This window comes from Kitasatospora gansuensis, from assembly GCF_014203705.1.
Lineage (GTDB): Bacteria > Actinomycetota > Actinomycetes > Streptomycetales > Streptomycetaceae > Kitasatospora > Kitasatospora gansuensis.
In genome coordinates this window covers 744,184-767,213 of record NZ_JACHJR010000001.1, presented here as the reverse complement: position 1 = coordinate 767,213, position 23,030 = coordinate 744,184, and the positions used below count along the sequence as shown (strand labels likewise).

Sequence of the window (23,030 nt, the reverse complement as noted above, 5' to 3'; positions counted from 1 at the left end):
GGGATGGCCATGGCGGATCGTCGGCAGTAACGGCTGACCGGTCTGCCTAGCATGGCCAGGGTGAGCAGCAGTGGAAGGCGCAGGTGGGCGGTTGTCGGGCGGACGGTTCTGGTGGCCGTGTGCGCGCTGGCAGCAGTGCTGAACGCCGTCTCGATCGACCGTGACCGCTACCTGGTTCCGGTCGCCATCGCGGCGCTGGTGTGTGCGGCGGCTCTGCTCGTGCCCCGGCTCCGGTGGCCCGTCGCGCCCGTGGTGGTGACGGTGGCGACCGCCTGGTGGGGCTGGCCGATACTGCCGCTGATGCTGCTCGCCCTCTTCGACCTCGCCGTCGACGCCCGGGCCAGGGTGGCTCTGGGGTGTGCGGTCGGCGCGCTGGGTGCCAATCTGCTCGGGGTCCGGGCCACCTCCCTGTGGTCGGCGCAGAGCTACACCTCCGTCCTGCTGCTGCAGCCGCTGGCGGTGGCCACCGGCCTGTGGCTGGGCAACCGCCGACGCCTGGTCGCGGCGCTGTCGGCGGACGTCGAGCACCTGCGCGTCGAGGCCCAGTTGCGCGAGGAGGCCGCCCAGGCCGCTGAACGCTCCCGGATCGCCACCGAGATGCACGACGTCCTTGCCCACCGCCTCAGCCTGATCGCCCTGCACACCGGCGTCCTGGCCACCAAGAGCGACACCCTGCCCGCGCCCGTCGCCGAACGGCTCACCCTCCTGCGCACCGCTTCCGTCGAGGCTCTGGCCGACCTGCGCGATGTCCTGGGCGCGCTGCACGACCCTGCGGCAGCCAGGGACAACTCCTCGCTCGCACCGGCCCTGCGCGAGGTGCGCGAGCTCGTCGACGAGGCCCGGGCTGCCGGCCAGGACGTCGAGCTGGCCTGCGACGGCGCCCCCGAGCAGGCGCCCACCACCCACCGGCTGGCCGTCTACCGGGTCGTGCAGGAGGCACTGACCAACGCCCGAAAGCACGCTGCCGGGTCCCGGGTGACGGTGCGGATCGACTACCGCCCGCCCGCCACCTTCGTCGAGGTCACCAACACCCCCGGCGCCCCCAGCCCGGACACCCCCGCCTCCGGATACGGCCTGGTCGGCCTGCGCGAACGGATCACCGCCCTCGGCGGCCGGCTCGCCGCGGGCCCCGCCGGAGCAGGTGCCTGGCGGCTGACCGCGCGCGTTCCCCACCCCACCGGCAGCACCGCACAGAACGGCACCACCACATGATCCGCGCCATGATCGTCGACGACGACGCCCTGGTCCGCCTCGGCTTGGCCGACCTCCTCGAAACCGACCCGGACATCGACGTGGTCGCCCAGGCAGCCGACGGCCTCCAGGCTATCGAACTGGCCGGCGCCCACCGGGTCGACGTCGCCCTCGTCGACGTCCGCATGCCCCGGATGGACGGCATCACCGCCACCGCCCGCCTGCGCGCCCTGCCCCACCCGCCGAGGGTGATCACCCTGACCACCTTCGACCTCGACGAGTACGTCTACAACGCCCTCGCCGCGGGCGCCGACGGCTTCCTCCTCAAGGACACCGACCCCGCCGAGATCCTGCGCGCCGTCCACCTGGTCGCTGCCGGGTCGGCCATGCTCCATCCGAGCGCGGCCCGGCGCCTGATCGACCGTTACCACGCCACCAACCAGCCCCACGCCACCGCAGCCCAAGCCCGCCTCGACAAGCTCACCCCCCGCGAACGCGACGTCCTCGTCCTCCTCGCCGAAGGCGCCACCAACGCCGACATCGCCACCCGCCTCACCATGCGCGAAAGCACCGTCAAAGCCCACGTCAGCCGCATCCTCACCACCCTCGAAGTCACCAACCGCGTCCAAGCCGCTCTCCTGGCCCGAGACGCCGGACTCAACTCCTGACCAACCGGAGACCGTCCAGCACGACGGCCTCCACAGGGGCGCCGTGCGCTGCCCGTTCACCAGGGGGACGGCGCAGGGGGTGCGACCACGGGTGGCCGGTCGTCGCAGGTGATCGTGTTGGGGAGTTCCCAGGGCGCCAGCCAGGCGCCGGTGGTGCCGCCGCCGTCGTTGCCGCCCAGGTCGGTGAGGGCGAACTCGGAGCCGGCGGGGGTGAAGTGGAAGGTGCCGCAGTTGTTCACCCCGACCGCGCCGACGTTGCGGGCGTCCACGTTCTCGAAGGTCGCCGAGCCCGCCGCCCGGGCGCTGAGGACGGAGGTGCCGGTGCCGTCGATCCGGAGGTCCTTGAAGTGCAGGTTGGTGATCGAGTAACGGTCCTTCACCGGCCAGTCGGCGACCAGCATGACGGCGTTGTAGGTGTTGTCGAGGAAGGCGTTGCCGGTGACCCGGGTGTCGGCGGCGATGTCGCGCTCCAGGGCGTAGAACCAGAGCGCACCGAGGCCGATCTTCCAGTTCAGCTCGTAAGTCCCGGACCGTACCGTGGTGTTGTCGCTGATCCGGAGCTGTCCGGTGAACGGCTCGGCGCCGAACCGGGAGCCGACCTGGATCGCGCTGCCCTCCCGGACCGGGTCGGCGATCAGGTTGTTCGAGACCGTGTTGTCGGTGCCGCCGTACAGCGCGATGCCGTTGGCCAGCACGGGGGACTGCACGGTGTTGTGGTCGAAGGTGTTGCCCGCGTTGCCGACCCGCTCCGACCACATGGCCAGGCCGTCGTCGCCGGTGTTCCGGACGAAGTTGTCGGACACCACCGAACCGGTCACGCCGGTATGGAAGTTGAGGCCGTCGGCGATCTGGTCGGTGATCACGTTGCCGGTGACCCTGAGGTTGGTCATCGGGCCGTCGAACCAGAGGCCGACCTTGGTGTGGTGCAGGTACAGCCCGGAGATCGTGGAGTCGCTCATCGCCCCGCCGATCGCGTTCACCTGGTCGGTGTCGACCCGCTCGCGGACGTCGCCCTCGATCGCGAAGTCGGCGAGGTGGACGTTGCGGCTGCCGCCGGCCGAGGCGTCCTTGCCGTAGAAGCCGACCCCGGTGTGCACCGAGCCGTCCGGCGCGGGCGTGGCCAGGTCGACCTGACGGCCCTTCACCACAGTGTACCAGCTGCCCGCGCCGACGATCGTCACGTCGTCGACCAGGATGTGCCGGTTCACCTGGTAACTGCCCGGCGGGAGATAGACCTTGAGGCCGGTACGGCGGGCGAAGGCGATCGCCCGGTCGATCGCGTCGGCGGAGTCCCGGCGGCCGGTCGGGTCGGCACCGAACAACAGCACGTTGGCGGCGGCGAGTTCGACCTTGGGTGCGGCGACCAGCTGGGAGTCGAGCAGGTCGATCACCGTCCACGCGGCGGTGCTCCCGGCCGGTACGGTCAGCCGGATTCGGTCGCCGGCGCGGTACTTCCTGCCGAGCAGCAGGCGCTGCTCGTCGTAGAAGTGGTTCGGGCGGAAGGGTGTGCCGATCACCGGGGCGGGGGTGGTGGCGGCGGGCACGCAGGAGCACTCGGTGATCCACCAGTCCGGGTGCAGCAGACCGGAGTTGGGGTCGTTGGAGAACGGGTACTGGTTGTAGAGCCAGGAGTACTGCGAGGTCAGCGTCATGGTGCTGCGGTCACGGCTGTTCACCGTCACGTCGAGCGGCGCGGTGAGGCCGCCGCCGCTCGGCGCGTCCGGGATGCTGTAGCGGACGGTGATCGCGTTCGCCGCGCTCGGCAGGACGAACTCCACGTACTGACCCGGCGTCAGCCTGACCGCCTGCCGTCCGGACGCCTCGGCGGGCAGGGTGTACGCGGTCCGGTCGGGGCCGAGGACGGTGCCGTCGGTGAGGGCACGCTCCGCCTCCTGCTCGGCGAAGTCGACCCTGGCTCCCCGGCCCGCGACCAGCGCCGGGTCGAGGCCGGCGCGGGTCAGCACGGGCGCGGGGGCGTGTGGCTCGGCGGCGAAGGCGGTGCCGCCGAGCACGGGGCTCAGGCCGATGACGGTGGCGGTCAGTGCGGCGACTGCTCTGGTGATGTTCCGTGACATCAGGTGCCCGTCTCTGGTGGGAGGTTGCGCGTCGGGAGGGTGAGGCGACAGTAGAGCTCTCGCGCCGCCGATAGCAAGGTTCTTGCTATGCAATGATGGAAATATGCGCAGCCAAGTCAGAGATTTGCGGACCGCTGCCGCAGTGGAGGGAGGCCGACGCCCCGCAGCCGGCGGGGATCGGTTGGGCCGCACCGGGAGAGCTGTCTGTGAGCCGGTTAATGGGTTGCAGGTTTCCGGGACGGGGGTGTCAGATCCCGGCTATGACGATTGTGCTGGGAACGCCGACCGCAGGCGGGGTACGCGAGGCGATGGGCGCGCTGCGGGAGTGGCAGTACGACGGAGCGCCGATGCAGCTGCATCCGGGGGACATCGGCTGGAACTACCGGTTCGGAACGGCTGAGACGGCCGCGGTGGTTCGGACCTGGAGCCGGGGCGGACGGATCCTCGCCGTCGGGATGCAGGACTCGCCGACGGTGTTGCGGATGACGGTCGCTCCCGACGCCTTCCGGGACGAGGAGTTGGCGCGGCGGCTCGTCGAGGACCTTTCGCTGCCTGAGCGCGGCGTGCTGCCGGCCGGAGCGGTGTCCGTCGAGGCGCCGCTGGGACTGCTGCTTCACGACCTGCTGACCAAGGACGACTGGGGCGTCGACGAGCCGTGGACGCCGCTCTTCCGCGACCTCGCGGACGAGGTGGAGGACCCCGGCGTACGGATCGAGGCGATCGGTCCGGAGCAGGCGCAGGACTTCGCCGACGTCCTGCGGTCGGCGTTCGACACCTCGCGGCCCACGCGCGCGTACTGGCACGCGATGTCGGCGGGGCCGTTCCATGCCGACGCCCGCTGCCTGGGCGCCTACGACGACCAAGGCAACCCGGCGGCGGTGGTGACGGTCTGGTCGGCCGGCCCGGGGAAGCCGGGACTGGTCGAGCCGATGGGCGTCCACGCGGACCACCGCGGTCGTGGATACGGCCGGGCGATCACCGTCGCCGGGGCGGCCGCGCTGCGGGAGCTGGGCTCGTCGAGCGTTCGCGTGTGCACACCGAGCTCCAACGTCGGTGGTGTCGCCACGTACAGGGCGGCCGGGTTCGAGGCGAGGCCGGAGATCGGCGACCGGATCCGCAAGGCCTGACGCTGTTCAGAGCCGGCGTCTAGGAACCCGTGACCACGGGCAGCTCGGACGGCAGACCCCACTCGCTCCACGAGCCGTCGTACACCGCGAGGTCGCGGTAGCCCGCGAGTTCGGCGCCGAGGGTCAGGATGCAGGCGGTGACGCCGGAGCCGCAGCTGAACAGCAGTCGCTCTCGCTCGCCCGTCAACTCGTGGATGCGAGCGCGCAGTTCGGTGGGCGGCAGCATGTGCCCGGCGGACTGGAGCTCGCCGAAGGGCAGGTTGAACGCACCGGGCATGTGGCCACCGCGCAGCCCTGCCCGGGGTTCCGGGGCGGTGCCCGCGAAGCGTTCCCGGGTCCGGGCGTCGAGTACCGCTGAGGAGTCGTCAGCGAGCGCGGCCAGCACGGTGGCGCTGTCCACGAACAGCCCCGGGCGGGGTGCGGCGGTGAAGTCGCCGACCGCCACCGGGACCGAAGTGACGGCGGCCCGGGGCAGTCCGGCGGCCGCCCAGGCGGGGAGCCCGCCGTTCAGCACGGCGACCCGGTCGAAGCCCATGGCCCGGAACATCCACAAGGCCCGGGCGCTGGAGTAGACGCCCGCGCCGTCGTAGACCACCACGGTGCTTCGGTCGTTGACACCGAGCGCACGCACCTCCGCGGTGAACTGCGCAGCGTTCGGCATGGTGTGCGGGCGGGGGTCGGCGTGGTCGGAGAGCGCGCCGTCGAGGTCGAAGACCCGGGCCCCGCTGATCGGCAGCGGCTCGCCCCGGTGGTCGCCCACCCCGGCGTCCAGCACCAGCAGGTCCGGGTGGTCGAGGTGTTCGGCCAGCCAGTGGACGTCGACGAGGGGGCCGGGCAGGGCCAGCGGGCTCATTTCGTACTCCTTCGGAGTCGGCGGGGCGTCGGTCGGTCGGTGGATGCCCCGCTCCTCCGATTGGATCACGCCCGACGGGGAGCCGGAGTCAGCCTTCGCTCCGGACGCCGAGGTGGGTGCGGTGGTGGGTCGGCCGGTCGATCTCGTCCAGCAGTGCCACCGCCAGGTCGGGGTAGGAGATCCGGTCCTCGGCGTCGGCCGGGGCCAGGGCGTAGCCGCCCGTGCGGGTGCCCTGGTGGTCGAAGTCGCCGGAGGGGCTGACCACCAGCCAGTCGAGGGTGTCGGGGGCGGTGCGCAGCACCTCCGTGCCGGCGGCGTGCGAGAGGTAGAAGTCGCGGTACTCCTGTGGGTAGCCCGGGGTGTCCATCAGCAGGCCGCCCGAGGCGGTGGGCAGCACGGAGGCCAGGCCGACCGAGAGCAGCCGGGGCACCCGGGCCGTGGTCAGCCCCTCGACCAGGGCGGCCGAAGCGGTGGCGAAGAAGTCGGGCACCGGGGCGTACGCCGCGACCACCGCCACGTCGTGACCGGCGGCCAGCCGCGCCACCACGGCCGGGTCGGTCACGTCACCGGCGGTCAGGCCGCCCTCGGCGGCCAACTCCGGGTGGGCGCCGGGGTCGCGGACCACGGCGGTGACCCGGTGGCCGCGCAGGCGGGCCTCGGCGGTGATCGCGCGCCCGGCCCGGCCGGCCGCGCCGAAGACGATGATGCTGCTCATGGGGGAGTCCTTCCGTCGGTGGGCCGCCCGGTCGGCGACCCGTCAGGAAAGCTAGCCCCGGGCCTGGTTACCTCCGGGATACCAGCCGGGGTGAGCGCCCGGTCTAGGCTGGGCCGGTGCGAGAACCACTGGACCCCGAGATGTTCGACCCGGTCTGCCCGTCCGACCTGTCGCCGATCCGGTTCGGTGACAAGTGGGGCGGGATGATCATCCGTTGTCTGGAGGACGGCCCGCGGCGGTTCTCCGAGCTGCGGGTGCCGCTGCGCGGGATCACCGCCAAGGTGCTGACCAGTTCGCTGCGCGTGCTGGAGCGCGACGGGCTGATCGTCCGGACCGAGCGTCCCGGGCAACTTCGCTGGGTGGAGTACGAGTTGACCCAGGTCGGGCGCAGTCTGCTGGGCCCGATGGACGTCGCCTGTGAGTGGACCCGGGTGCACTGGGACGAGTTGCTCGACGCTCGCGAGGCGGCTGTCGGGGCCACCGGGCAGCTCTCCGAGGCAGGTTGAGACCCGTCGGGTCACGAACGACACGTTTGAAGTTCGTCGGCGGAGTGTTCGGTGTGCTGGCCTCCTGGAACATCTTCCTGACCATCCGTCGGGTGCCGTGCCGTCCAGCGGGAATCGGCCCGATCAGGCAGCATTCGAAGGCCCCCGGGTGCCCTTGCGGGCAATCCTGAAGGTCGCCAACTCGACCGCCGGTCCACGGATATGGCCAGGTCGGAGGCTCATCTGACGGACCGTCGGACGAACCGGTATCTTCCCGATGGGGCGGCCACGAAGTGTCCTCCCGGGCACTCCTCGGAGACATCCGGCAATTTTCGGGCAACTGCTGCTTACGGTTCGGTGCAGACGGGTCGTGATCACGGCCCGACCGATACCGGAGGTCTCAGTAATGCGACGTACCATCACCAAGTTCGGTAGTCTCGCGGCGGTTTCGATGTTCGCCCTGGCGTTGGCGCAGCCCGCCCAGGCGGTGCAGGCCGCGGGTGCGACGGGTACGACGGCGGCCTCGTCCTCGGCCTTCTTCGAGTTCACCGACGGCACGGACACCTTCGTGTTCAAGCTCACCGACTCGGCGAAGATCCAGCAGGCCCGGAACATCCTGAGCGGCGTGGAGACCGAGAACGTCGGCGTCATGGGGAAGGTCGTCAAGACCCCGGCCTGGTACAACAGCCCCTGGAAGTACCAGATCGCCCCGAACTCGGTGTCCTTCTTCGGCATGGCGATGGAGGTCTGCGACGCGAGCATCTCCTACGTCGACACCCACCTCAACGAGGTCGGCGGCGCGCTGCTCCCCGGCTCGACCTGGTGTCCGTGGCAGTCGAAGCTGACGCGCGAGGTCACCGCGCCGTAAGGCTCCCGCTCCAGGGCGCCGAACGGGTGCGGGGACAGCTCCGGCCACCGGATTCTCCGGCGGTCGGAGCTGTCCTCATGAGCTTGGTGAACCCCCGTCAGGGGAGCGCGACGAACGGTGCGAGGAACGCCCGTGCGGCCGGAGAGTCGAGCCGGTACGACACGTTGGTCGCGTAGCAGGGCCCGTCCCCGGTGATGGTCGTCGCGACCAGCAGGGACCGCCCGCCGATCTCGGCGAAGTTCGGCCCGCCGGAATCCCCGTAGCAGGCGCCGCCGTTGCCCTGCGGTGCGGTCATCGCCAGCCGCACCCACGGTGCGTTCAGCGCGTTGAACGTCACGGGGGCCTTGAGTCGGACGCCGCCGCCCGGGTGGGTCTGCCCGCCGGGTCCACGCTGCGCCTCCTGGGTGCCGTAGCCGACCACCTGGAAGGACGTCACGTTCAGGCCCTGTGGACCGAGCCCGTCCAGCTGGCCCGCCGTGGGCAGGGCGGCCGGAGTGAACGTCCAGCGCGCGGCGACCGCCCGCGCCGGCAGCTGGATCACCGCGATGTCGTGCGGGTCGGCAGCCGGGCCCGGGTACGCGGGGTCCTGGTGCGCGACCCCCTCGACGGCGACCGCCGAGGCGACGGCGGCCGGGTCACCGGGGTGCGCGGCCGCGGCGGCGTCGAGCGCGGACTGCACGTCCTGCCCGAGGGAGACGTAGTAGCGGGCACCGGCCGGCCAGTCGCTGGTGCAGTGCGCGGCGGTGAGGAAGGTGTCGCGGTCCACCATGGTGCCGGAGCACATCCAGTCCACCCGGTCCGGAGTGGCGGGGCTCCCGTCGTCGTCCCACTGCACCACCAGCGCCCCGACCTCGGTGCGCTCCGGCGCGGGCTGGGAGTTGTACGAGTTGATCGCGGCGGCGGGCCCCGCCAGCGCGGCGAGCAGGCCCGCGCCGGCCGTGGCCGTACCGACGGCGAGGCCGAACCGTCTCAGTGTCGTGTTGGGCATGATTCGGATCTCCTTCCGGGCCGCCGGGTCCCCGGCAGCCTCACCTGATGTGGTCCGTCGACGAGTGCCGGGGCCCGGCCGTACCCGCCGTGCGCGCGGGTACGGCCGGGCCCCGGTGGGTCAGAAGACGCTCACGTTGTACTTGGCGAGCGCCTCGTTGACGGGCTGGAAGAAGGTCGTGCCGCCCGTACGGCAGTCGCCGCTGCCGCCCGAGGTGATGCCAAGCGCCTTGGTGCCGTCGTAGAGCGGGCCGCCGGAATCGCCGGGCTCGGCGCAGACGTTGGTCTGGATCATGCCCTTGACGGTGCCGCCGCCGGAGTAGTGGACGGTGGCGTTGAGGCCCGTCACGGTGCCGCCGTGGGTGCCGGTGGTCGACCCGGTGCGCTTGACCGACTCGCCGACGTACGCGTCGGGCGCGGAGGAGAAGCCGCCGGTGTGGCTCAGTGAGGCGTTGTCGTACCGGACCAGCGCGTAGTCGTTGCCCGGGAAGCTGGAGTTGACGGTCGCACCGATCGGCGTGCTCTGGCCGGACGTCGTGTACCAGGCGCCGGCGACGTTGCCGCAGTGCCCGGCGGTGACGAAGTAGTAGGTGCTCCCGCTGACCACGTTGAAGCCGAGCGAACAGCGGTAGCCACCACCGTAGATGGCGCTGCCGGCGGCCAGCAGCGGGGCGAACGTACCGGGAGCCCGCTGGATCCTGAGTGCCCCGGCGTCCGCCCCGGCCGCCTTCTTGATCTTGGCGAGTGCGGCGGGGGAGACGGTGCTGTCGGCGGTCACGACGACGCGACCGGAGCGGTGGTCCACGTACCACGCGGTGCCGCCGACGTCCGCGCCCAGCACGGTCTCGCTCACCGCGGCGAGCCGATCCGGGCTGAAGGACGGGGCCGGAGCGGCGATGGCGCTCGGCGCGGCGACCGCGGTGGCGGACAGCAGGCCGATGGTGGCGGCGAGGACTCGGGTGTGCCTCGCGGTCTTTCTGATGGGGGTGGTGCGCTTGATCCTCACTGATCTCCTCCTGGGAGTGCCCATGTCGGGGTGGGGCCGTGAGGCGCAGTCAGAAAGGCGGCAGTTTGGGGTGATCTGCCCCTGACAGGCGCGCTGACAGGGAGTATTGGGCACCCCGGCGGGGCGGCACAAGACTTTTGTCGCGGGCGCCGGGTGTCAGCGCGGCGGGCGGGTCCGGCGCATGGACAGATGGGATGATTTGGGGTCATTGCGCGGTGTTCGCCGTGTGTGGGTCGGTGTGGAGATGAGGGCCTGGATGCCGTCCGAGCTGGTCTACAGCGTGCATACCGCCGGGGAGCCGGGGATGTACAAGACGTCGGTGCTGGTGACCGGGGAGCGTGAGGCTCTTCTGATCGACGGTCAGTTCACGCTTGCCGAGCAGCATCGGGTGCTGGCCGATGTCATCGACTCGGGGAAGCGGTTGACAACGGTGTTCGTCAGCGCGGCCGACCCGGACTACTACTTCGGACTGCAGGTCATCCGGCAGGCGTTCCCGGATGTGCGGGTGGTGTGCACCCCCGCCACGCTGGCCAAGATCGAGGCGACCTGGAAGGCGAAGCTCGAGACCTGGGCCCTCCTGGGGGCGAACCTGGCGACGGAGGTGGTGATCCCCGAGCTGCTGGGGTCGGACCGCTTCGAGTTGGAGGGGCACGTCTTCGAGGTCCGCGGCGGCCATCGGGACCTGGTGTGGCGCACCGAGTACGTGTGGCAGGGCCAGGAGCGGGCGGTTCTGGGCGGCGCGCTGCTGTGGGCGGGGTTGCACGCGTGGACCGCGGACTCGCCCACGGCCGGGGAGCGGGCGGCGTGGGACGAGGTCCTGGCGCAGGTGGAGGCGCTCGGGCCGCGCCTGGTGGTCGCCGGCCATGCGGCGCCGGGTGCTCCCACCGATGCCTCGGTCGTCTCCGCCACCCGCGCCTACCTGGCGGCGTTCGAGGAGGAGCTGGCCGGCGCCGCCGACGCGGCGGCGTTGCAGGAGGCGATGCGGCGGCGCTATCGGGGCCTGGGACTGGGGGTCGCGCTGGAGCTCGGCAGCCAGGTCGCCACCGGCGAGATGACGTGGGGCTGAACCAGCCATCGGCTGCAGTCCACCGGCGCCCAGGTCGGGTGCCGGGGCCGGCGGGGTCGCCGTGGCGGTACGCCGTGGTGGAGTTCGCGCTGACGGCGGTCCTGATGTTCGTCGTGGTGACGGCGGTGCGCTGGCTGCTCGACCCGGCCTCCCCGGCGTACGTTGCCGACCTGAACCTGGCGCTGGCCGTGATCGGGGCTGTGGTCGCCGTTCTCCTGCTCGGGTTGATCCTCAGCCCGCCGGGCCGACGGTCGGGTGCCCATCTCAATCCGGCGGTCAGCGTCGCGCTGTGGCTGATGCGCGCCTTCCCGGGCCGCGCCGTGCTCCCGTACGCCGTGGCGCAGCTGCTCGGCGCGCTCGCCGGTACCGTGCTGGCCCGGCTGGCCTGGGGGCCGGTGCTGGATGCCGCAGCCCTCAGCGACGGATTGGCCCAGCCTTCCCCGGGTCTGGCCCCTCTGGCGGTCTTCGCCCTGGAAGCGGTGAGCTTCGCCGCGATGACCCTGCTGACCGGGTTCTTCCTGGTCCATCCCGAGTTCGTCCGGCCGATGCCGTACGCGGTGGCAGGAGCGGTCGGCGTGATCATCGCGCTGCTCGGCCCGGTCAGCGGTGGGGCGGCCAACCCGGCCCGCCAGTTCGCACCGGCCCTGGTCTCCGGGAACACGGTGGCGCTGTGGGCGTACCTCACCGCGCCGCTGCTGGGCGCCGCACTCGGCGCCCTCGCCCACCACTACCTGATCCCCAAGTGCGCACCCCCGCAGACCTACTGCCTCAGCGGCCGCCCCGCACCCAGCTGACCAGCACGTCGGAGAGGAAGTCCCCATGCGTGTCGTCGAAGTCCCCGCCTACGGTGGCCCGGAAGTCCTACGGCTTTCCGAGCGACCGACCCCGCAGCCGCAGGCCGGTCTCGTGCGGGTGCGGGTGGCCGCGACCACCGTCAACCAGGCCGACCTGAAGATCCGCTCCGGGGCCGCCGCCGGCCGGCTCGGTGAGCTGGCCCCGCCCTTCGTGCTCGGCTTCGACTTCGCCGGCACCCTCATCGACGACGCACCCCACCTGCCCGCGGGCACGGTGGTCGCGGGCTTCCTGCCCTGGTTCGAGCTCGGTACCGGCCAGGGCACCTACGCGGAGATCGTGCGCGTCGACCCCAACTGGCTCGCCCCCGTGCCCGAGGGCGTCGACCTGGTCCGAGCCGCGTCGGTACCGCTGAGTGCGCAGACCGCCCAACAAGCCCTCGACCTGCTCCAACTCCCGGACAATTCAACGGTGTTCGTCACAGGCGCGGGCGGAGTCGTGGGCCGCTTCGCCGTCCAGCACGCCGCCGCCCGCGGCCTGCACGTCATCGCCCTCACCGGCACCGCGGAGGAGCACGACCTGCGCGAACTCGGTGCCGGACACACCGTCCCACGCGGCGCCCCGGACGGCATCACCGCCCACGTCCTGCGCCTGGCCCCGGGCGGTGTCGACGGCATCCTCGACACCGCGCTGCTCGGCGACCCACTGCTGCCCGCCCTGCGGGACAACGGCAGCTTCGTCTCCGCCACCCAGGCCCGCGTCCCAGCCCCGGCCCGCGGCATCCAGGTATCGGCCGTCCACGGCACACCCGACGGCGCCCAGCTGAAGGAGATCCTGAAGCGACTGGCCACCGGCGAACTCACCACCCGCGTCGCGGGTGTCCTGCCCTTGGAACAGGCCGTGGATGCCCACCGTCGAGCCGAAGCCGGCGGCCTGCCCGGCCGGTTGGTCCTGACGCTCTGACCCGGGCGAAGCTGCTCGCGAAGCTTTGCATCAGGCCCTCGAACGTTTCCTGCCAACGGGCAGCGTCTACGCTGTGCTCTGCGGCCACCGCATGATCGTTTGTCTTCACTCGCTGATGATCAGCGGTGGCCCGTGTTGGCAGGGATGGAAAAGCTCGGAGGAGAAGCAGTGCTGGGCTTGCTGGGCTTCTACGACGAACTGGACAGCCGCCCCGGCCAGCCGAACGGATCGATACGCTATGCCGTGCGGCCCGCCGGTGAGCCGGATGAGGCGGGCCTGGTGGCCTACCTGGATGCCGGCCACGTCCTGATCGACGTCACGGAAGCCGGGCGCGATGTCATCACCGGCGCTGTCCACCGGAACTCCCCGGGATGCTCCTCCCTGGTGACCGACGGGGCATGGCTGTGGCGCCAGGACTTCCCGCACTACCTGGAAACCCACCACGTGTCGCTGCCCGAGGCGTTCACCGCACACGTCCGCAGCCTGGACTACCGGATGCCCACCATCACCGTCGCGCAGTTCGCTCCGCACTACAACGAGACCTTGCCCCTGGTCGGCTGGGCCTCGGCCGTCCCGTGGCGCTCGACCGCCACCACGCTCGTACCTGAGGTACGCGCCGTGACCAGCAAGGCCCAGTTCGACGCGGTGATGCTGGAGCAGGACCGGAACAGGCCCAACGGCAGCCGAGGCAAGCGGCGCAAGCCACGGAGAGCATAGGCACCAGCAGCTCACGAGCGTCCGGCACGGCCGTTGCCCTGGGGCTGGCGTGGTGGACGGTCTATTGCGGCGCGGCGCCCGTGTCGTTGCCGAATCCGGGGACAGGTTCAAGGCGATGCCCGGAAGCGTCAGCGCCTGGCATACAGAGCACGGCGTAGACCGCTTGGAGGGTGACGAAGAGAATGATCGGCAGGAATCCGGCGAGCAGGAGCAGCGCTGGGAGGGCGTTGATCAGTACGGCCACGGTCGTGCGTGCGTGTTTGCCGCTGGCTGCTCGGCGGGAGATCCAGAGGAGGACGATGAGCGCGGGGCCGGCGGTCCAGAGCGTGGTGATGGCGGTGAGCTCCACGAAGCCCATCTGGTCTGGAGAGCCGGGAACAAGGAGCGCTGCGGACAGCAGCAGTAGCAGCGGTGTCGCACACATGGCGAGGTAGCGCGTTGCCGCCCGTGCGAGCCAGCGCATTTCCATCCTGAAGGCGGCCGCGCGGCGGGGATTCGCGCCGCGGGCGACGAGGAGTACCAGCACCGCGACGCCGGCCCCCTGAAGGGCGGTACTCATCTCGTGGACGTAGTCGGGGGCGGAGACGAGGAACGCCATGGTGATGAGCACGGGCGGTGCGGCGGCGATCGTCGTGGCGACGTTCAGCAAGGTCCGGTTTGTGGTCACGCGCCTGGTCAGGCTGGTCAGGGACGCGGATGGGCTGACGGTTGGCTCGCTCTGAGCAGGTGAGCTCATAATGCCTCCTAGTTTGAACATGTTCAAACGTACGGTGGGCTCAGCATCAGGTCCATCCCTCGGCGTGGATGGCTGGCACTGTGTCAGATTCGTCACCGCATTGTTGACTGCTCATCAGATTGTGGGAACTCCTGGTTGGTGTACGGCTGGATCGGGCCGCTGCTCATACGCTTTTTTGCGTCGCCCGAGCGAGGGCGGCCCTCGTCGCGTGCCGCACGCGTGCCCCGCTCATCCAGGCCGCGGTGCGCTGTGGGAACGCGTGGAATTATTCAACTTGGAGTGGACATGGCCTCTTTGGCTCGTAAGACCGTCACCGTGATGGCAGCGACGCTGGTGTCGCTGGGCGTTGGGAGCGGCGCCCTCGCGTCGGCGGTGACCCCGGCGGACTCGCCTTGTAGCAGTGCGGAGTGCCACCGCCTGCAGCCGGTCAACATTTCGGCCAGCCAGGGGTCGTTGAACCTCACGCAGATGCAGCTGGAGAACATCAGCGCGACCGTCGTCGACGCCGTCTCCGGGGAGCCGATCCGGGGCGTGCAGGTTCAGTTCCACACCACCGGAGGTCGACTGCTGGGGGCGGCCTACACGAACTACAGCGGGATCGCCGCGATCTCCGCGCCGGAGAACCTCGGCCCCGGCACCGCCCAGGAGTTGCTGGCCGGCTACGACGCCGTGCTGCTCGGTGACGGCGTCCACACGCCGGCCAGCGCGCACGGGGCGATCACCGTCGGGGACGACGGCAGCCTTCTCTTCAGCGACCGTGGGCTCAAGAAGGACGTCGTCCCGGTCGACTGGAGCCGGTAGCGGTGCGCGTCTTCCGCCGCCGCTCCCGGACGGCTGACCGCAGCGCCCGGGAGCGTGGCGTTGCGGCCCCGGGCAGCGCGGTCAACGGATATGCGGTCCTGGAGACCGTGGCCGCGCTGCCCGTCAGCACCTGGCGCTACCTGTGGGAACCCGAAGACGTGCGCCACCTCGGGCCGATGGCCCAGGACTGGCACGCCGCCTTCGGCCTCAACCGGGACGACACCACCATCCCCGTCGTCGACGGTCTCGGCGTATCCCTGGTCTGCATTCAGGCCCTCAACCGCCGCGTGGACGAACTGACCGCCGAAGTCAGCCGCCTCCGTGAGAGCGTCGAAGGTTCGCCGCGGGACCTAGACGAGTAGATCCGAAGTTCGGTCCCGCCAAAGGGTCGAGGGCGTCCAAGATCAGTTTGTGACGACCGACCTGAACACCCTCTTGACCGCACTTTACGTGAAGATCGACGACGAGATCGGAGGAACGCGATGGCTGGGCCGCCCGCCCCTGCTCAGCGACTCTGAACTCGTCTGCCTCGCGGTGGCCCAGGCCCTGCTCGGGTACCACTCCGAGGCCCGCTGGCTGCGCTACGCGCACAAGCGCCTGTCCGGCATGTTCCCGTACCTTCCCCAGCGCGCGGGCTACAACAAGCGACTCCGTTCGGCACTGCCGCTGGTAAAGCGCGTGATCCGGGAACTGGCCCGGGATAGCGACTTCTGGACGGACACGGTGTGGATCACCGACTCCACGCCGGTGCCGTGCGGCATGTCGCGCCCGACCGTCCAGCGTTCGAACATGGCGGGCTGGGCCGGCTACGGCTACTGCGCCTCTCACTCCCGCTTTTTCTGGGGCCTTCGTCTGTATCTCGTGTGCACGCCGGCCGGCATGCCAATCCTGTGGGCGCTGGCGAACCCGAAGCTGGATGAGCGGGAGGTGCTGGCCGCGATGCTCGAAGTCGATGCGGAGCTGGTCGCCCGCCGCGAGGGCATGGTGCTCATCTCGGACAAGGGCTTCGCCTCGAAGACATTCGAGCGTGAACTCGCCGAGCTCGGCGTCGAGTTGCTGCGGCCCTCGTTCAAACGCGAGAAGAAGCGGTTCGGCGAGCCGATGCTCAAGAAGGTCCGCCAGCTGATCGAGTCGGTCAACGACACCCTCAAAGGGCAGCTCGACCTGGAACAACACGGCGGGCGGACCTTCGAGGGCGTCGCGATCCGGGTGGCCCAGCGAGTCCTGGCGATGGCCACCGCCATCTGGCACAACAACCGGACCGGCGCACCCGTCACGCGCTCGCTGATCGCGTTCGACCACTGACGGCATCCGGCAGTGACCGCAGGCAGGCTCTCGCCGAGTCAGAGGACCTCGGCCTGCTCTGGGGTCACGCAGTATTCGTGGTCGCCAACCTGCACGATGTAGCCCTTCGGTGGCTCCAAGGACGTCGTCCACCAGACCCCGGCGACCTCCCCGACAGCTTCCGTCGTCTCGCTCGGTGAGTCCGACTCAGTGCGGATTCGGACGCGGGTTCCGTCGGGCAGGTCGCTGCGATAGCGGGGCGGCATGTCGGGATGGAGTCGTCCCCTGGGGATCAGGAACTCCGGCCGTAGCCCCCAGGGACTGCCGTCCTCGGTCTCCACCGAGTAGATCGGCCCGACGTGGCCGTCGCGCTCGTCCTGCTTGATGACACACCCAACGACCACACCACGGCTGCCCACGATCTCCGGCCCGAGCCAACCCAGACTCGGAACTGGCGGATGCGGCGTCGTCAGTTCCACCAACTCGCCGTAAGCCAGGGTGGCCTGCTCTGGCCAGGGAGTCTCGTCCAGCAGCCACTGTTGCTCGACCGTCATGAGCCCCTCCATTTCATGACCTCGGTGGACCCACCAAACCATAACCGCGAGGTGATTGGCCTGATCGGTCTGGCCGGCCCTTCAACCGCGCGATCATGAGACTTCGGCCACCGTCACATCGGATCTACTCGTCTAGAGGTCGTTGCCGCCCGGGGCGACCAGGCCGGTCTCGTACGCGACGACCACGGCCTGGGCGCGGTCGCGGAGTGAGAGCTTGGCGAAGATCCGGGCCACGTGGGTCTTCACGGTGGCCTCGCTCAGGGTCAGGGTCCTGGCCAGTTCGGCGTTGGAGAGGCCGCCGCCCATCAGGGTGAGCACCTCGAGCTCACGGGCCGTCAGCTGGGCCAGGTCGCGGTGGACGGCCGGGGTGGCCGGGGCGGGGGTCGCGGCGGCGAAGCGTTCCACCAGGCGGCGGGTGATGGAGGGGGCGAGCAGGGCGTCGCCGGTGCCGACCAGGCGGACGGCGTTGGCGAGGTGTTCGGAGGTGACGTCCTTGAGCAGGAAGCCGCTCGCGCCCAGGGCCAGCGCCGTGTAGACGTAGTGGTCCAGGTCGAAGGTGGTCAGCATGATCACCCGGCAGTCGGGGGCGTCGGCGAGGATCCGGCGGGCCGCCTCCAGACCGTCCATCACCGGCATCCGGATGTCCAGCAGGACGACGTCCGGCCGCAGTTGCCGCACCGCCGCGACCGCCTCGGCACCGTCGGCGGCCTCGCCGACCACGTCGATGCCGCGGGCGGTGAGGATCATCCGGAAGCCGGTGCGGACCAGTTCCTGGTCGTCCGCGATCACCACCCGGGGGCCGGCGAGGGGCCCGGTCACGGCCGGTCCAGCGGTATCCGGGCGCGGACCCGGAAGCCACCGCCGAGGCGGCGGCGGGCGTCCAGGTCACCGCCGTAGACGGCGACCCGCTCGCGCAGGCCGAGCAGCCCGCGCCCGGCCCCGTCGGCCGAGGCGCGGGTGGTGGCGGGCGTTCCGGACCCGGTGCTCAGCACCTCGACCCGCAGACTGTGGTCGGCATAACGCACCGTCACCTCGGCTTTCACTCCGTCCCCGTGTTTGAGCGCATTGGTCAGGGCCTCCTGGACGATCCGGTAGGCCGTCACGTCGATCCCGGCGGGCAGCGGCCGGGGCTCGCCGGAGATCCGGACCTCGACCGGCAGGCCCGCGAAGGCGATCCGGTCCACCAGCCGGTTCAGTCCGGCCAGGCCGGGCTGCGGGGTGAGCGGGCCCGCCGGAGCGGAGTCCGAGCCGTCGGCGGCGGGGGCCAGCAGGCCCAGCAGGTGGCGCAGTTCGGTCATGGTGTCCCGCCCGGCCGCCTCCACGGCGGCCATCGCGGTGGCGGCCTGGTCCGGCAGGGTGGCCAGCACCTCGCGGGCGGCCCCGGCCTGAACCACCATCAGGCTCACGTTGTGGCTGACGATGTCGTGCAGCTCCCCGGCGATCCGGGTCCGTTCCGCGTCCACGGCGGCGTCGGCCGCGCTGGCCCGCTCGCGCTCCAGCAGCCAGCCGCGCTGCTCCAGCGCCGTCCGGTACCGTCGACGGGCCCGTACCAGGGCAAGGCCGAGCCAGCCGGCGGTGCCCCCCGTGGCCACCAGCGCGGCCGTCAACCAAGCAGTTCCCGGTCCCCACACCCGAGCATCCTCGCAGGTCCGGTCATGATCGGCATCAACCGGCCGGTGCAGCGCCGTACATCCGTGGGATGACGGGCCGTCGGGATTACACCCGGGGAGGGACGCTCCCGCCCCGCTGCGGCTCGTAGGTTTCCGGTCATGACTACTGATCACGACAGCGACCGGCAGGTCGTCGTGCACCTCGACGGCGTGCACAAGGAGTACGGCGACCTGAAGGCCCTGGACGGGGTGTCGCTGGAGATCCGGGCGGGCGAGGCGGTCGCGGTGATGGGGCCCTCGGGCTGCGGCAAGTCCACCCTGCTCAACATGGTGGCGGGCCTGGACCGGCCGAGCGCGGGCACGGTGCGGGTGAACGGCCACGACCTGGGCGGGCTGAACGAGACCGGCCTGGCGCTGTTCCGGCGGCGGCAGATCGGGATGATCTTCCAGTTCTTCAACCTGCTGGACGACCTGCCGGCGCTGGACAACGTCGCGCTGGCCGCCCAGCTCACCGGCACCTCGGCCAAGCAGGCCAGGCACCGCGCCCTCGAACTGCTCGACGAGCTCGGCATCGCCGACCGCCGCAACACCTACCCGGCCGCGCTCAGCGGCGGCGAGCGCCAGCGGGTCGCGGTGGCCCGGGCGCTGATGAACCGTCCGGCGCTGCTGCTGGCCGACGAGCCGACCGGCGCGCTGGACAGCCGCTCCGGCGAGCAGGTGATGGACCTGCTGATCGACCTCAACCAGATCGGCCAGACCCTGCTGATCGTCACCCACGACCCGAAGCTGGCGGACCGCTGCGCGAGCCGGCTGGTGGAGTTCGCCGACGGCCGGGTGGCCCGCGAGCGCGCGCTGGGGCGGCAGGCATGAGCGCGGTGTGGCGGGCCGCGCGGGCGGCGGTGCAGCGGCGCCGGCTGCAGACGCTGGTGATCGGACTGGTGGTGTTCTGCTCCACCGCGACCGTGCTGCTGGCCCTCGGGCTGCTGGACGCGGTCTCCAACCCCTTCGACCGGGCGTTCGAGAAACAGCACGGTGCCCATCAGGCGGTGCTCTTCGACGCCGGCAAGGTGACGGCCGGTCAGCTCGCCGAGACCGCGGGCCGACCCGGGGTCGAGGCGGCGGCGGGCCCGTTCGACCAGGTCACGACCCGGCTGGTGAAGACCCTGCCCGGCGTGGGCGGTGGCGCGTTCCGGGTGGTGGGCCGGGCCGACCCGGGCGGTCCGGTGGACCGGCCGGAGCTGCGGGACGGCCGCTGGGCGACCGCGCCCGGCGAGATCGTGCTGAACACGGACGGCGACCTGGTCCACCCCGAGCTGATGGGGTCGAAGGTCCAGCTGGTGGACGGCCCGGAACTGACCGTGGTCGGCGTCTACTCGAGCATGAGCAGCTCCGCCGACGCCTGGGTGACCCCCGAGCAGATGGCCGCGCTGCACCCGACCTCCCGTCAGATGCTCTACCGCTTCGACGCGGCCGGGTCGGCGGATCAGTTGGCCGGCGGCCTGGCGAGTGCCACGGCCGGGCTGCCCGCCGAGGCCAGGACGGCGGCGCGGTCCTCGGCCTCGCTGGAGGAGGCGTTCTCCGGTACGGCCAAGGCGTACCTGCCGTTCATGGCGCTGTTCGGGGTGCTCGGCCTGCTGGTCTCGGCGCTGATCGTGGCCAACGTGGTGAGCGGGGCGGTGGTCTCCGGCTTCCGGCACATCGGGGTGCTCAAGGCGCTCGGGTTCACCCCGAACCAGGTGGTGGCGGTGTACCTGGCGATGGTCTCGCTGCCCGCGGTGATCGGCGCGGTGCTGGGGACGCTGCTCGGCGCGGCGCTGGCGCAGCCGGTGCTGCGGGTGGCGTTCCAGGGGGTGATGCGCGGGACGGCGGTGATCGAGGTCAGCCCCTGGGTGTACCTGGTCTGCCTGCTCGGCCTGCCCGCGCTGGTGGCGGTGGCCGCGCTGCTCCCGGCGCTGCGGGCGCACCGGCTCTCGGCGGCGCAGGCGATCAGCGCGGGGAGCGCGCCGCGCTCCGGCCGCGGGCTGCGGGTGCAGCGGGCGCTCGGCGGCACCCGGCTGCCGCGAGCGGTCAGCCTGGGGCTCGGCCAGCCGTTCGCCCGGCCCGCCAGGACCGCGCTCACGGTGGCGGCGATCCTGCTCGGCGTCACCACGGTGACCCTGACCACGGGGCTGACCAGCACCATGGTGCAGTACGCGGAGGCCGGCCGGAGCGACGGCGGGGTCCGGCTGGACATCCGGGTGGGGCGGGCCGCGTTCGAGCAGACCGAACCGAAGCTGACTGATACTCAGATGGAGGCGCTGCTGCGCTCGTTGCCCGGCGCGGAGCGGGTGGACGCGCAGGCGATCAGCCAGGTCACGCTGGCCGGGTACCAGCAGCCGAGTGCCGGGTTCTTCGTCCGGGGCGACCAGGACCCGGGTGCCGTCCGGCAGATCGCCGAGGGCCGGCCGGCCACCGGGGCGGGGGAGCTGGCGGCCTCGCCGTCCTTCCTGAGCCAGCGCGGTCTCGCGGTCGGCGACCGGGTCACCCTGGGGCTGGACGGGCGGCAGACGTCCGCGACCGTGGTCGGGAAGACCATCGACGGCGACCCCCGCTTCCTGTCCTCGACCTGGGCCACCCTGCAGGAGCTCGATCCGGCGGCCCACGCGGCCTTCTACGACGTCCGGCTGAAGCCCGGGACGGATGTGCAGGCGTACCTCGACGCGGTCCGGGCGGCCGAACCCGGCCTCTACCCCGGGGTGGTGGACGACGGGAACCTGGCCGCCGACACCGTGGTGAGCTTCTCCTCGGTCTTCACCGTGCTGCTCACCGTGGTGGCCGCGCTCGGTGTCTTCAACACCGTGCTGCTGAACACCAGGGAACGCCGTCGCGACCTGGGCATGCTGAAGTCGATCGGGATGACGCCGCGTCAGGTCACGGTGATGTTCGTGACCTCGATGGCCGTGCTGGGCCTGCTGGCCGGGCTGGTCGGCATTCCGCTCGGGATGGTCGCGCACCGGGTGCTGGTGGACAACGTCGGGTCGGTGGACTTCCCGGCCGCGATGAAGGACGTCTGGCACCTGCCGGAGCTCCTGCTGCTGGCCCTGGCGGGGGTGGTGATCGCGGTGCTCGGCGCGTACGTCCCGGCCCGGTCGGCGGCGCGGCTGACCATCGCGAGGGTGCTGCACACGGAGTAGCACCGGGGTCTCGGTGGGGTCTCGGCGGGGCGCGCACGGCATATCGCGCGCCCCGCCGGGGCGCTGTGCGCTCAGCGTCCGGGGGTCCGGCGGCGGGGCCGGCGGAGCACCAGCAGCAGGGAGCCGACCACGAGGACGGCGTCCAGGGCGAGCAGCGCCACGTTCATCGGACCCTCGAAGCCGTGCTCGTGGCCCGGCGACGACTCCTCCTGGGCGGCGGCCGGGGCACTGCCGGGCGGCCCGACGCTGAAGGCGGTCACGCCGGACACCTCGCCGCCGCCGGTCAGGGTGAGGCGGTAGGTGGTCAGATAGGTGCCGGGGCCGGTGATCCTGACCGGCGCCAGCACCCGGCGGCCGTCCACCCGGGCCGGGCCCCGGTTGACCTCCTGGCCGCCCTCGGCGGCCACCCGCAGGAAGACCGCCTCGATGCCCTGGTCGCCGCCGAAGGTCAGCACGACCTCGCCGGGCGCCGTCTGGACCGCGCTGCCGTCGGCGGGGGCGGCGGCGGACAGCCGGACGGGCTCCGCCGAGCTCACCCAGGCCAGCGAGAGCAGCAGGACGACCAGCAGGCCGAGCCCGGCCGCCATCTGGAAGCGGAAGGCCCGCACCGGTCCACCGGACCGGTGCGGGCCTTCCGGAACGACCGTCACGCGTCGGCCAGTTGGCGCTCGGCGGGATGGCAGCTGCAGCTGGACTCGGCCAGCTCGGCGGCGTTCGGCCGCAGGTGCAGGTACATCGCGATCACCATCGGCAGGAACACCACGGTGTTGTAGAACAGGTGCAACTCGACCCGGGGGAACACCAGTTGGAGCAGGCTGGTGGCCACCGGCTTGCCGAACAGGAAGTGCCCGCTCTGCGCCTGGACGAAGAGCAGCAGGTGCTCGATGTGGTGCCAGAACTGGATCACCAACGCTGCTGTCCACCAGGCCCGGTTCCGGCCGACGAAGCCCCGGCGCAGCGTGAACAGGCCGATCAGCATGATCAGCGCGTAGCCGTAGTGCATCCACTCGGAGGTGACCAGCCAGGGGTAGGCCAGGCCGAGCATGCCCTTGGACTTGGGCAGCGGCCAGTCGAGCACCCAGATCTGGTACGCCTGGGTGAGGTGTTCGGCCCAGTGGGCGATGACGATGAACAGAAAGACGTTGAGGGCGGCCCGGTGATGTGGCCCGTTCAACTGGTCCAGAAGTCCTCTGGGTTGTGCGGTGGTGGCTGGCTTGAGCAGCTCGGTCATGGGACCTCCGGGGGAGCGATGCGAGGGTTGCACTCGCGTCGGGGGCACCAGACTGCCCAGGTCGGACCGCCCGAAACTTCTTCCAGAGTGCGCAAACGTCCACCCGGCCCGGGTCTTGACAGCCCGAA

Annotated in this window: 25 protein-coding genes; 14 read left to right on the top strand and 11 right to left on the bottom strand. The window is 71.4% G+C overall.

Features of this window, described 5'->3' with window-relative positions:
• The first annotated feature begins 51 nt into the window (after positions 1 to 51).
• Both F4556_RS03570 and F4556_RS03565 read left to right on the top strand, forming a co-directional pair.
• Complete coding sequence (locus F4556_RS03570; RefSeq protein WP_184911533.1) at positions 52 to 1,212, top strand: sensor histidine kinase; 1,161 nt, start codon at positions 52 to 54, stop codon at positions 1,210 to 1,212.
• Complete coding sequence (locus tag F4556_RS03565) at positions 1,209 to 1,859, top strand: response regulator (RefSeq protein WP_184911532.1); 651 nt, start codon at positions 1,209 to 1,211, stop codon at positions 1,857 to 1,859. Before F4556_RS03570 ends, F4556_RS03565 begins: the two co-directional genes overlap by 4 nt.
• A gap of 56 nt (positions 1,860 to 1,915) precedes the next feature.
• Here the strand turns inward: F4556_RS03565 and F4556_RS03560 are convergent, their stop codons facing one another.
• Positions 1,916 to 3,934 carry a glycosyl hydrolase family 28-related protein gene (locus F4556_RS03560; RefSeq protein ID WP_184911531.1) on the bottom strand — a complete coding sequence of 673 codons (2,019 nt, stop codon included), beginning with the start codon at positions 3,932 to 3,934 and terminating at the stop codon, positions 1,916 to 1,918.
• A gap of 260 nt (positions 3,935 to 4,194) precedes the next feature.
• Here F4556_RS03560 and F4556_RS03555 point away from each other — a divergent pair, with 260 nt between their 5' ends.
• Positions 4,195 to 5,061 carry a GNAT family N-acetyltransferase gene (locus F4556_RS03555; protein ID WP_184911529.1) on the top strand — a complete coding sequence of 289 codons (867 nt, stop codon included), beginning with the start codon at positions 4,195 to 4,197 and terminating at the stop codon, positions 5,059 to 5,061.
• A gap of 19 nt (positions 5,062 to 5,080) precedes the next feature.
• Here F4556_RS03555 and F4556_RS03550 read toward each other — a convergent pair whose 3' ends face one another.
• Both F4556_RS03550 and F4556_RS03545 read right to left on the bottom strand, forming a co-directional pair.
• Complete coding sequence (locus F4556_RS03550; RefSeq protein WP_184911528.1) at positions 5,081 to 5,914, bottom strand: sulfurtransferase; 834 nt, start codon at positions 5,912 to 5,914, stop codon at positions 5,081 to 5,083.
• Positions 5,915 to 6,002: 88 nt separating this feature from the next.
• Positions 6,003 to 6,629, bottom strand: a complete 627-nt coding sequence (locus F4556_RS03545; RefSeq protein WP_184911526.1) for an NAD(P)-dependent oxidoreductase — start codon at positions 6,627 to 6,629, stop codon at positions 6,003 to 6,005.
• A 116-nt stretch (positions 6,630 to 6,745) separates the two neighbouring features.
• On the opposite strand from F4556_RS03545, the gene F4556_RS03540 reads away from it, so the two are divergent.
• Positions 6,746 to 7,135 carry a winged helix-turn-helix transcriptional regulator gene (locus F4556_RS03540; protein ID WP_313068131.1) on the top strand — a complete coding sequence of 130 codons (390 nt, stop codon included), beginning with the start codon at positions 6,746 to 6,748 and terminating at the stop codon, positions 7,133 to 7,135.
• Between the two features lie 385 nt (positions 7,136 to 7,520).
• A complete protein-coding gene (locus F4556_RS03535) occupies positions 7,521 to 7,982 on the top strand; it encodes a BP74-related protein (RefSeq protein ID WP_184911525.1) in 462 nt (153 codons plus the stop codon).
• A gap of 97 nt (positions 7,983 to 8,079) precedes the next feature.
• Here the strand turns inward: F4556_RS03535 and F4556_RS03530 are convergent, their stop codons facing one another.
• Positions 8,080 to 8,970, bottom strand: a complete 891-nt coding sequence (locus tag F4556_RS03530; RefSeq protein ID WP_184911523.1) for a trypsin-like serine protease — start codon at positions 8,968 to 8,970, stop codon at positions 8,080 to 8,082.
• A 120-nt stretch (positions 8,971 to 9,090) separates the two neighbouring features.
• Complete coding sequence (locus F4556_RS03525) at positions 9,091 to 9,975, bottom strand: S1 family peptidase (RefSeq protein WP_184911522.1); 885 nt, start codon at positions 9,973 to 9,975, stop codon at positions 9,091 to 9,093.
• A gap of 256 nt (positions 9,976 to 10,231) precedes the next feature.
• Between F4556_RS03525 and F4556_RS03520 the strand changes: the two genes are divergently transcribed.
• The 4 genes from F4556_RS03520 to F4556_RS03505 all read left to right on the top strand — a co-directional run bounded on the left by F4556_RS03520 (position 10,232) and on the right by F4556_RS03505 (position 13,513).
• Positions 10,232 to 11,041 (top strand): MBL fold metallo-hydrolase, encoded by an 810-nt coding sequence (locus F4556_RS03520; RefSeq protein WP_184911521.1) that lies wholly within the window; start codon positions 10,232 to 10,234, stop codon positions 11,039 to 11,041.
• A 74-nt stretch (positions 11,042 to 11,115) separates the two neighbouring features.
• Positions 11,116 to 11,835, top strand: a complete 720-nt coding sequence (locus F4556_RS03515) for an MIP/aquaporin family protein (RefSeq protein ID WP_313068130.1) — start codon at positions 11,116 to 11,118, stop codon at positions 11,833 to 11,835.
• 25 nt (positions 11,836 to 11,860) lie between these two features.
• Positions 11,861 to 12,796, top strand: coding sequence for an NADP-dependent oxidoreductase (locus F4556_RS03510; protein ID WP_184911519.1), 936 nt, complete (start codon positions 11,861 to 11,863; stop codon positions 12,794 to 12,796).
• Positions 12,797 to 12,964: 168 nt separating this feature from the next.
• Positions 12,965 to 13,513, top strand: coding sequence for a hypothetical protein (locus tag F4556_RS03505; RefSeq protein WP_184911518.1), 549 nt, complete (start codon positions 12,965 to 12,967; stop codon positions 13,511 to 13,513).
• Between the two features lie 61 nt (positions 13,514 to 13,574).
• Here F4556_RS03505 and F4556_RS03500 read toward each other — a convergent pair whose 3' ends face one another.
• Complete coding sequence (locus F4556_RS03500) at positions 13,575 to 14,162, bottom strand: hypothetical protein (protein WP_184911516.1); 588 nt, start codon at positions 14,160 to 14,162, stop codon at positions 13,575 to 13,577.
• A 405-nt stretch (positions 14,163 to 14,567) separates the two neighbouring features.
• Here F4556_RS03500 and F4556_RS03495 point away from each other — a divergent pair, with 405 nt between their 5' ends.
• Genes F4556_RS03495 through F4556_RS03485 form a run of 3 tightly spaced genes read left to right on the top strand, consistent with a single transcriptional unit; the run spans position 14,568 to position 16,355 of the window.
• Entirely contained in the window at positions 14,568 to 15,050 is a 483-nt protein-coding gene (locus tag F4556_RS03495) for a hypothetical protein (protein ID WP_246510960.1), read from the top strand.
• 2 nt (positions 15,051 to 15,052) lie between these two features.
• The gene (locus F4556_RS03490; RefSeq protein ID WP_184911513.1) at positions 15,053 to 15,412 is read left to right on the top strand and encodes a tail fiber domain-containing protein; all 360 of its coding nucleotides are present in this window, start codon (positions 15,053 to 15,055) and stop codon (positions 15,410 to 15,412) included.
• Positions 15,413 to 15,461: 49 nt separating this feature from the next.
• Positions 15,462 to 16,355 (top strand): IS982 family transposase, encoded by an 894-nt coding sequence (locus F4556_RS03485; protein WP_184910699.1) that lies wholly within the window; start codon positions 15,462 to 15,464, stop codon positions 16,353 to 16,355.
• 38 nt (positions 16,356 to 16,393) lie between these two features.
• On the opposite strand, the gene F4556_RS37835 is transcribed toward F4556_RS03485, so the two are convergent.
• The 3 genes from F4556_RS37835 to F4556_RS03470 all read right to left on the bottom strand — a co-directional run bounded on the left by F4556_RS37835 (position 16,394) and on the right by F4556_RS03470 (position 18,495).
• Positions 16,394 to 16,888 (bottom strand): hypothetical protein, encoded by a 495-nt coding sequence (locus F4556_RS37835; protein ID WP_184925799.1) that lies wholly within the window; start codon positions 16,886 to 16,888, stop codon positions 16,394 to 16,396.
• 132 nt (positions 16,889 to 17,020) lie between these two features.
• Positions 17,021 to 17,707, bottom strand: a complete 687-nt coding sequence (locus tag F4556_RS03475; protein WP_184911512.1) for a response regulator — start codon at positions 17,705 to 17,707, stop codon at positions 17,021 to 17,023.
• Positions 17,704 to 18,495 carry a sensor histidine kinase gene (locus F4556_RS03470; protein WP_184911510.1) on the bottom strand — a complete coding sequence of 264 codons (792 nt, stop codon included), beginning with the start codon at positions 18,493 to 18,495 and terminating at the stop codon, positions 17,704 to 17,706. Before F4556_RS03470 ends, F4556_RS03475 begins: the two co-directional genes overlap by 4 nt.
• A gap of 162 nt (positions 18,496 to 18,657) precedes the next feature.
• Between F4556_RS03470 and F4556_RS03465 the strand changes: the two genes are divergently transcribed.
• Together F4556_RS03465 and F4556_RS03460 are read left to right on the top strand one after the other, a co-directional pair.
• A complete protein-coding gene (locus tag F4556_RS03465; RefSeq protein WP_184911509.1) occupies positions 18,658 to 19,368 on the top strand; it encodes an ABC transporter ATP-binding protein in 711 nt (236 codons plus the stop codon).
• Positions 19,365 to 21,671 carry an FtsX-like permease family protein gene (locus F4556_RS03460; RefSeq protein WP_184911507.1) on the top strand — a complete coding sequence of 769 codons (2,307 nt, stop codon included), beginning with the start codon at positions 19,365 to 19,367 and terminating at the stop codon, positions 21,669 to 21,671. Before F4556_RS03465 ends, F4556_RS03460 begins: the two co-directional genes overlap by 4 nt.
• Before the next feature lie 71 nt (positions 21,672 to 21,742).
• Here F4556_RS03460 and F4556_RS03455 read toward each other — a convergent pair whose 3' ends face one another.
• Positions 21,743 to 22,279, bottom strand: coding sequence for a copper resistance CopC family protein (locus F4556_RS03455; protein ID WP_184911506.1), 537 nt, complete (start codon positions 22,277 to 22,279; stop codon positions 21,743 to 21,745).
• Positions 22,280 to 22,317: 38 nt separating this feature from the next.
• Complete coding sequence (locus F4556_RS03450; protein ID WP_184911504.1) at positions 22,318 to 22,902, bottom strand: hypothetical protein; 585 nt, start codon at positions 22,900 to 22,902, stop codon at positions 22,318 to 22,320.
• Between the last annotated feature and the right edge of the window lie 128 nt (positions 22,903 to 23,030).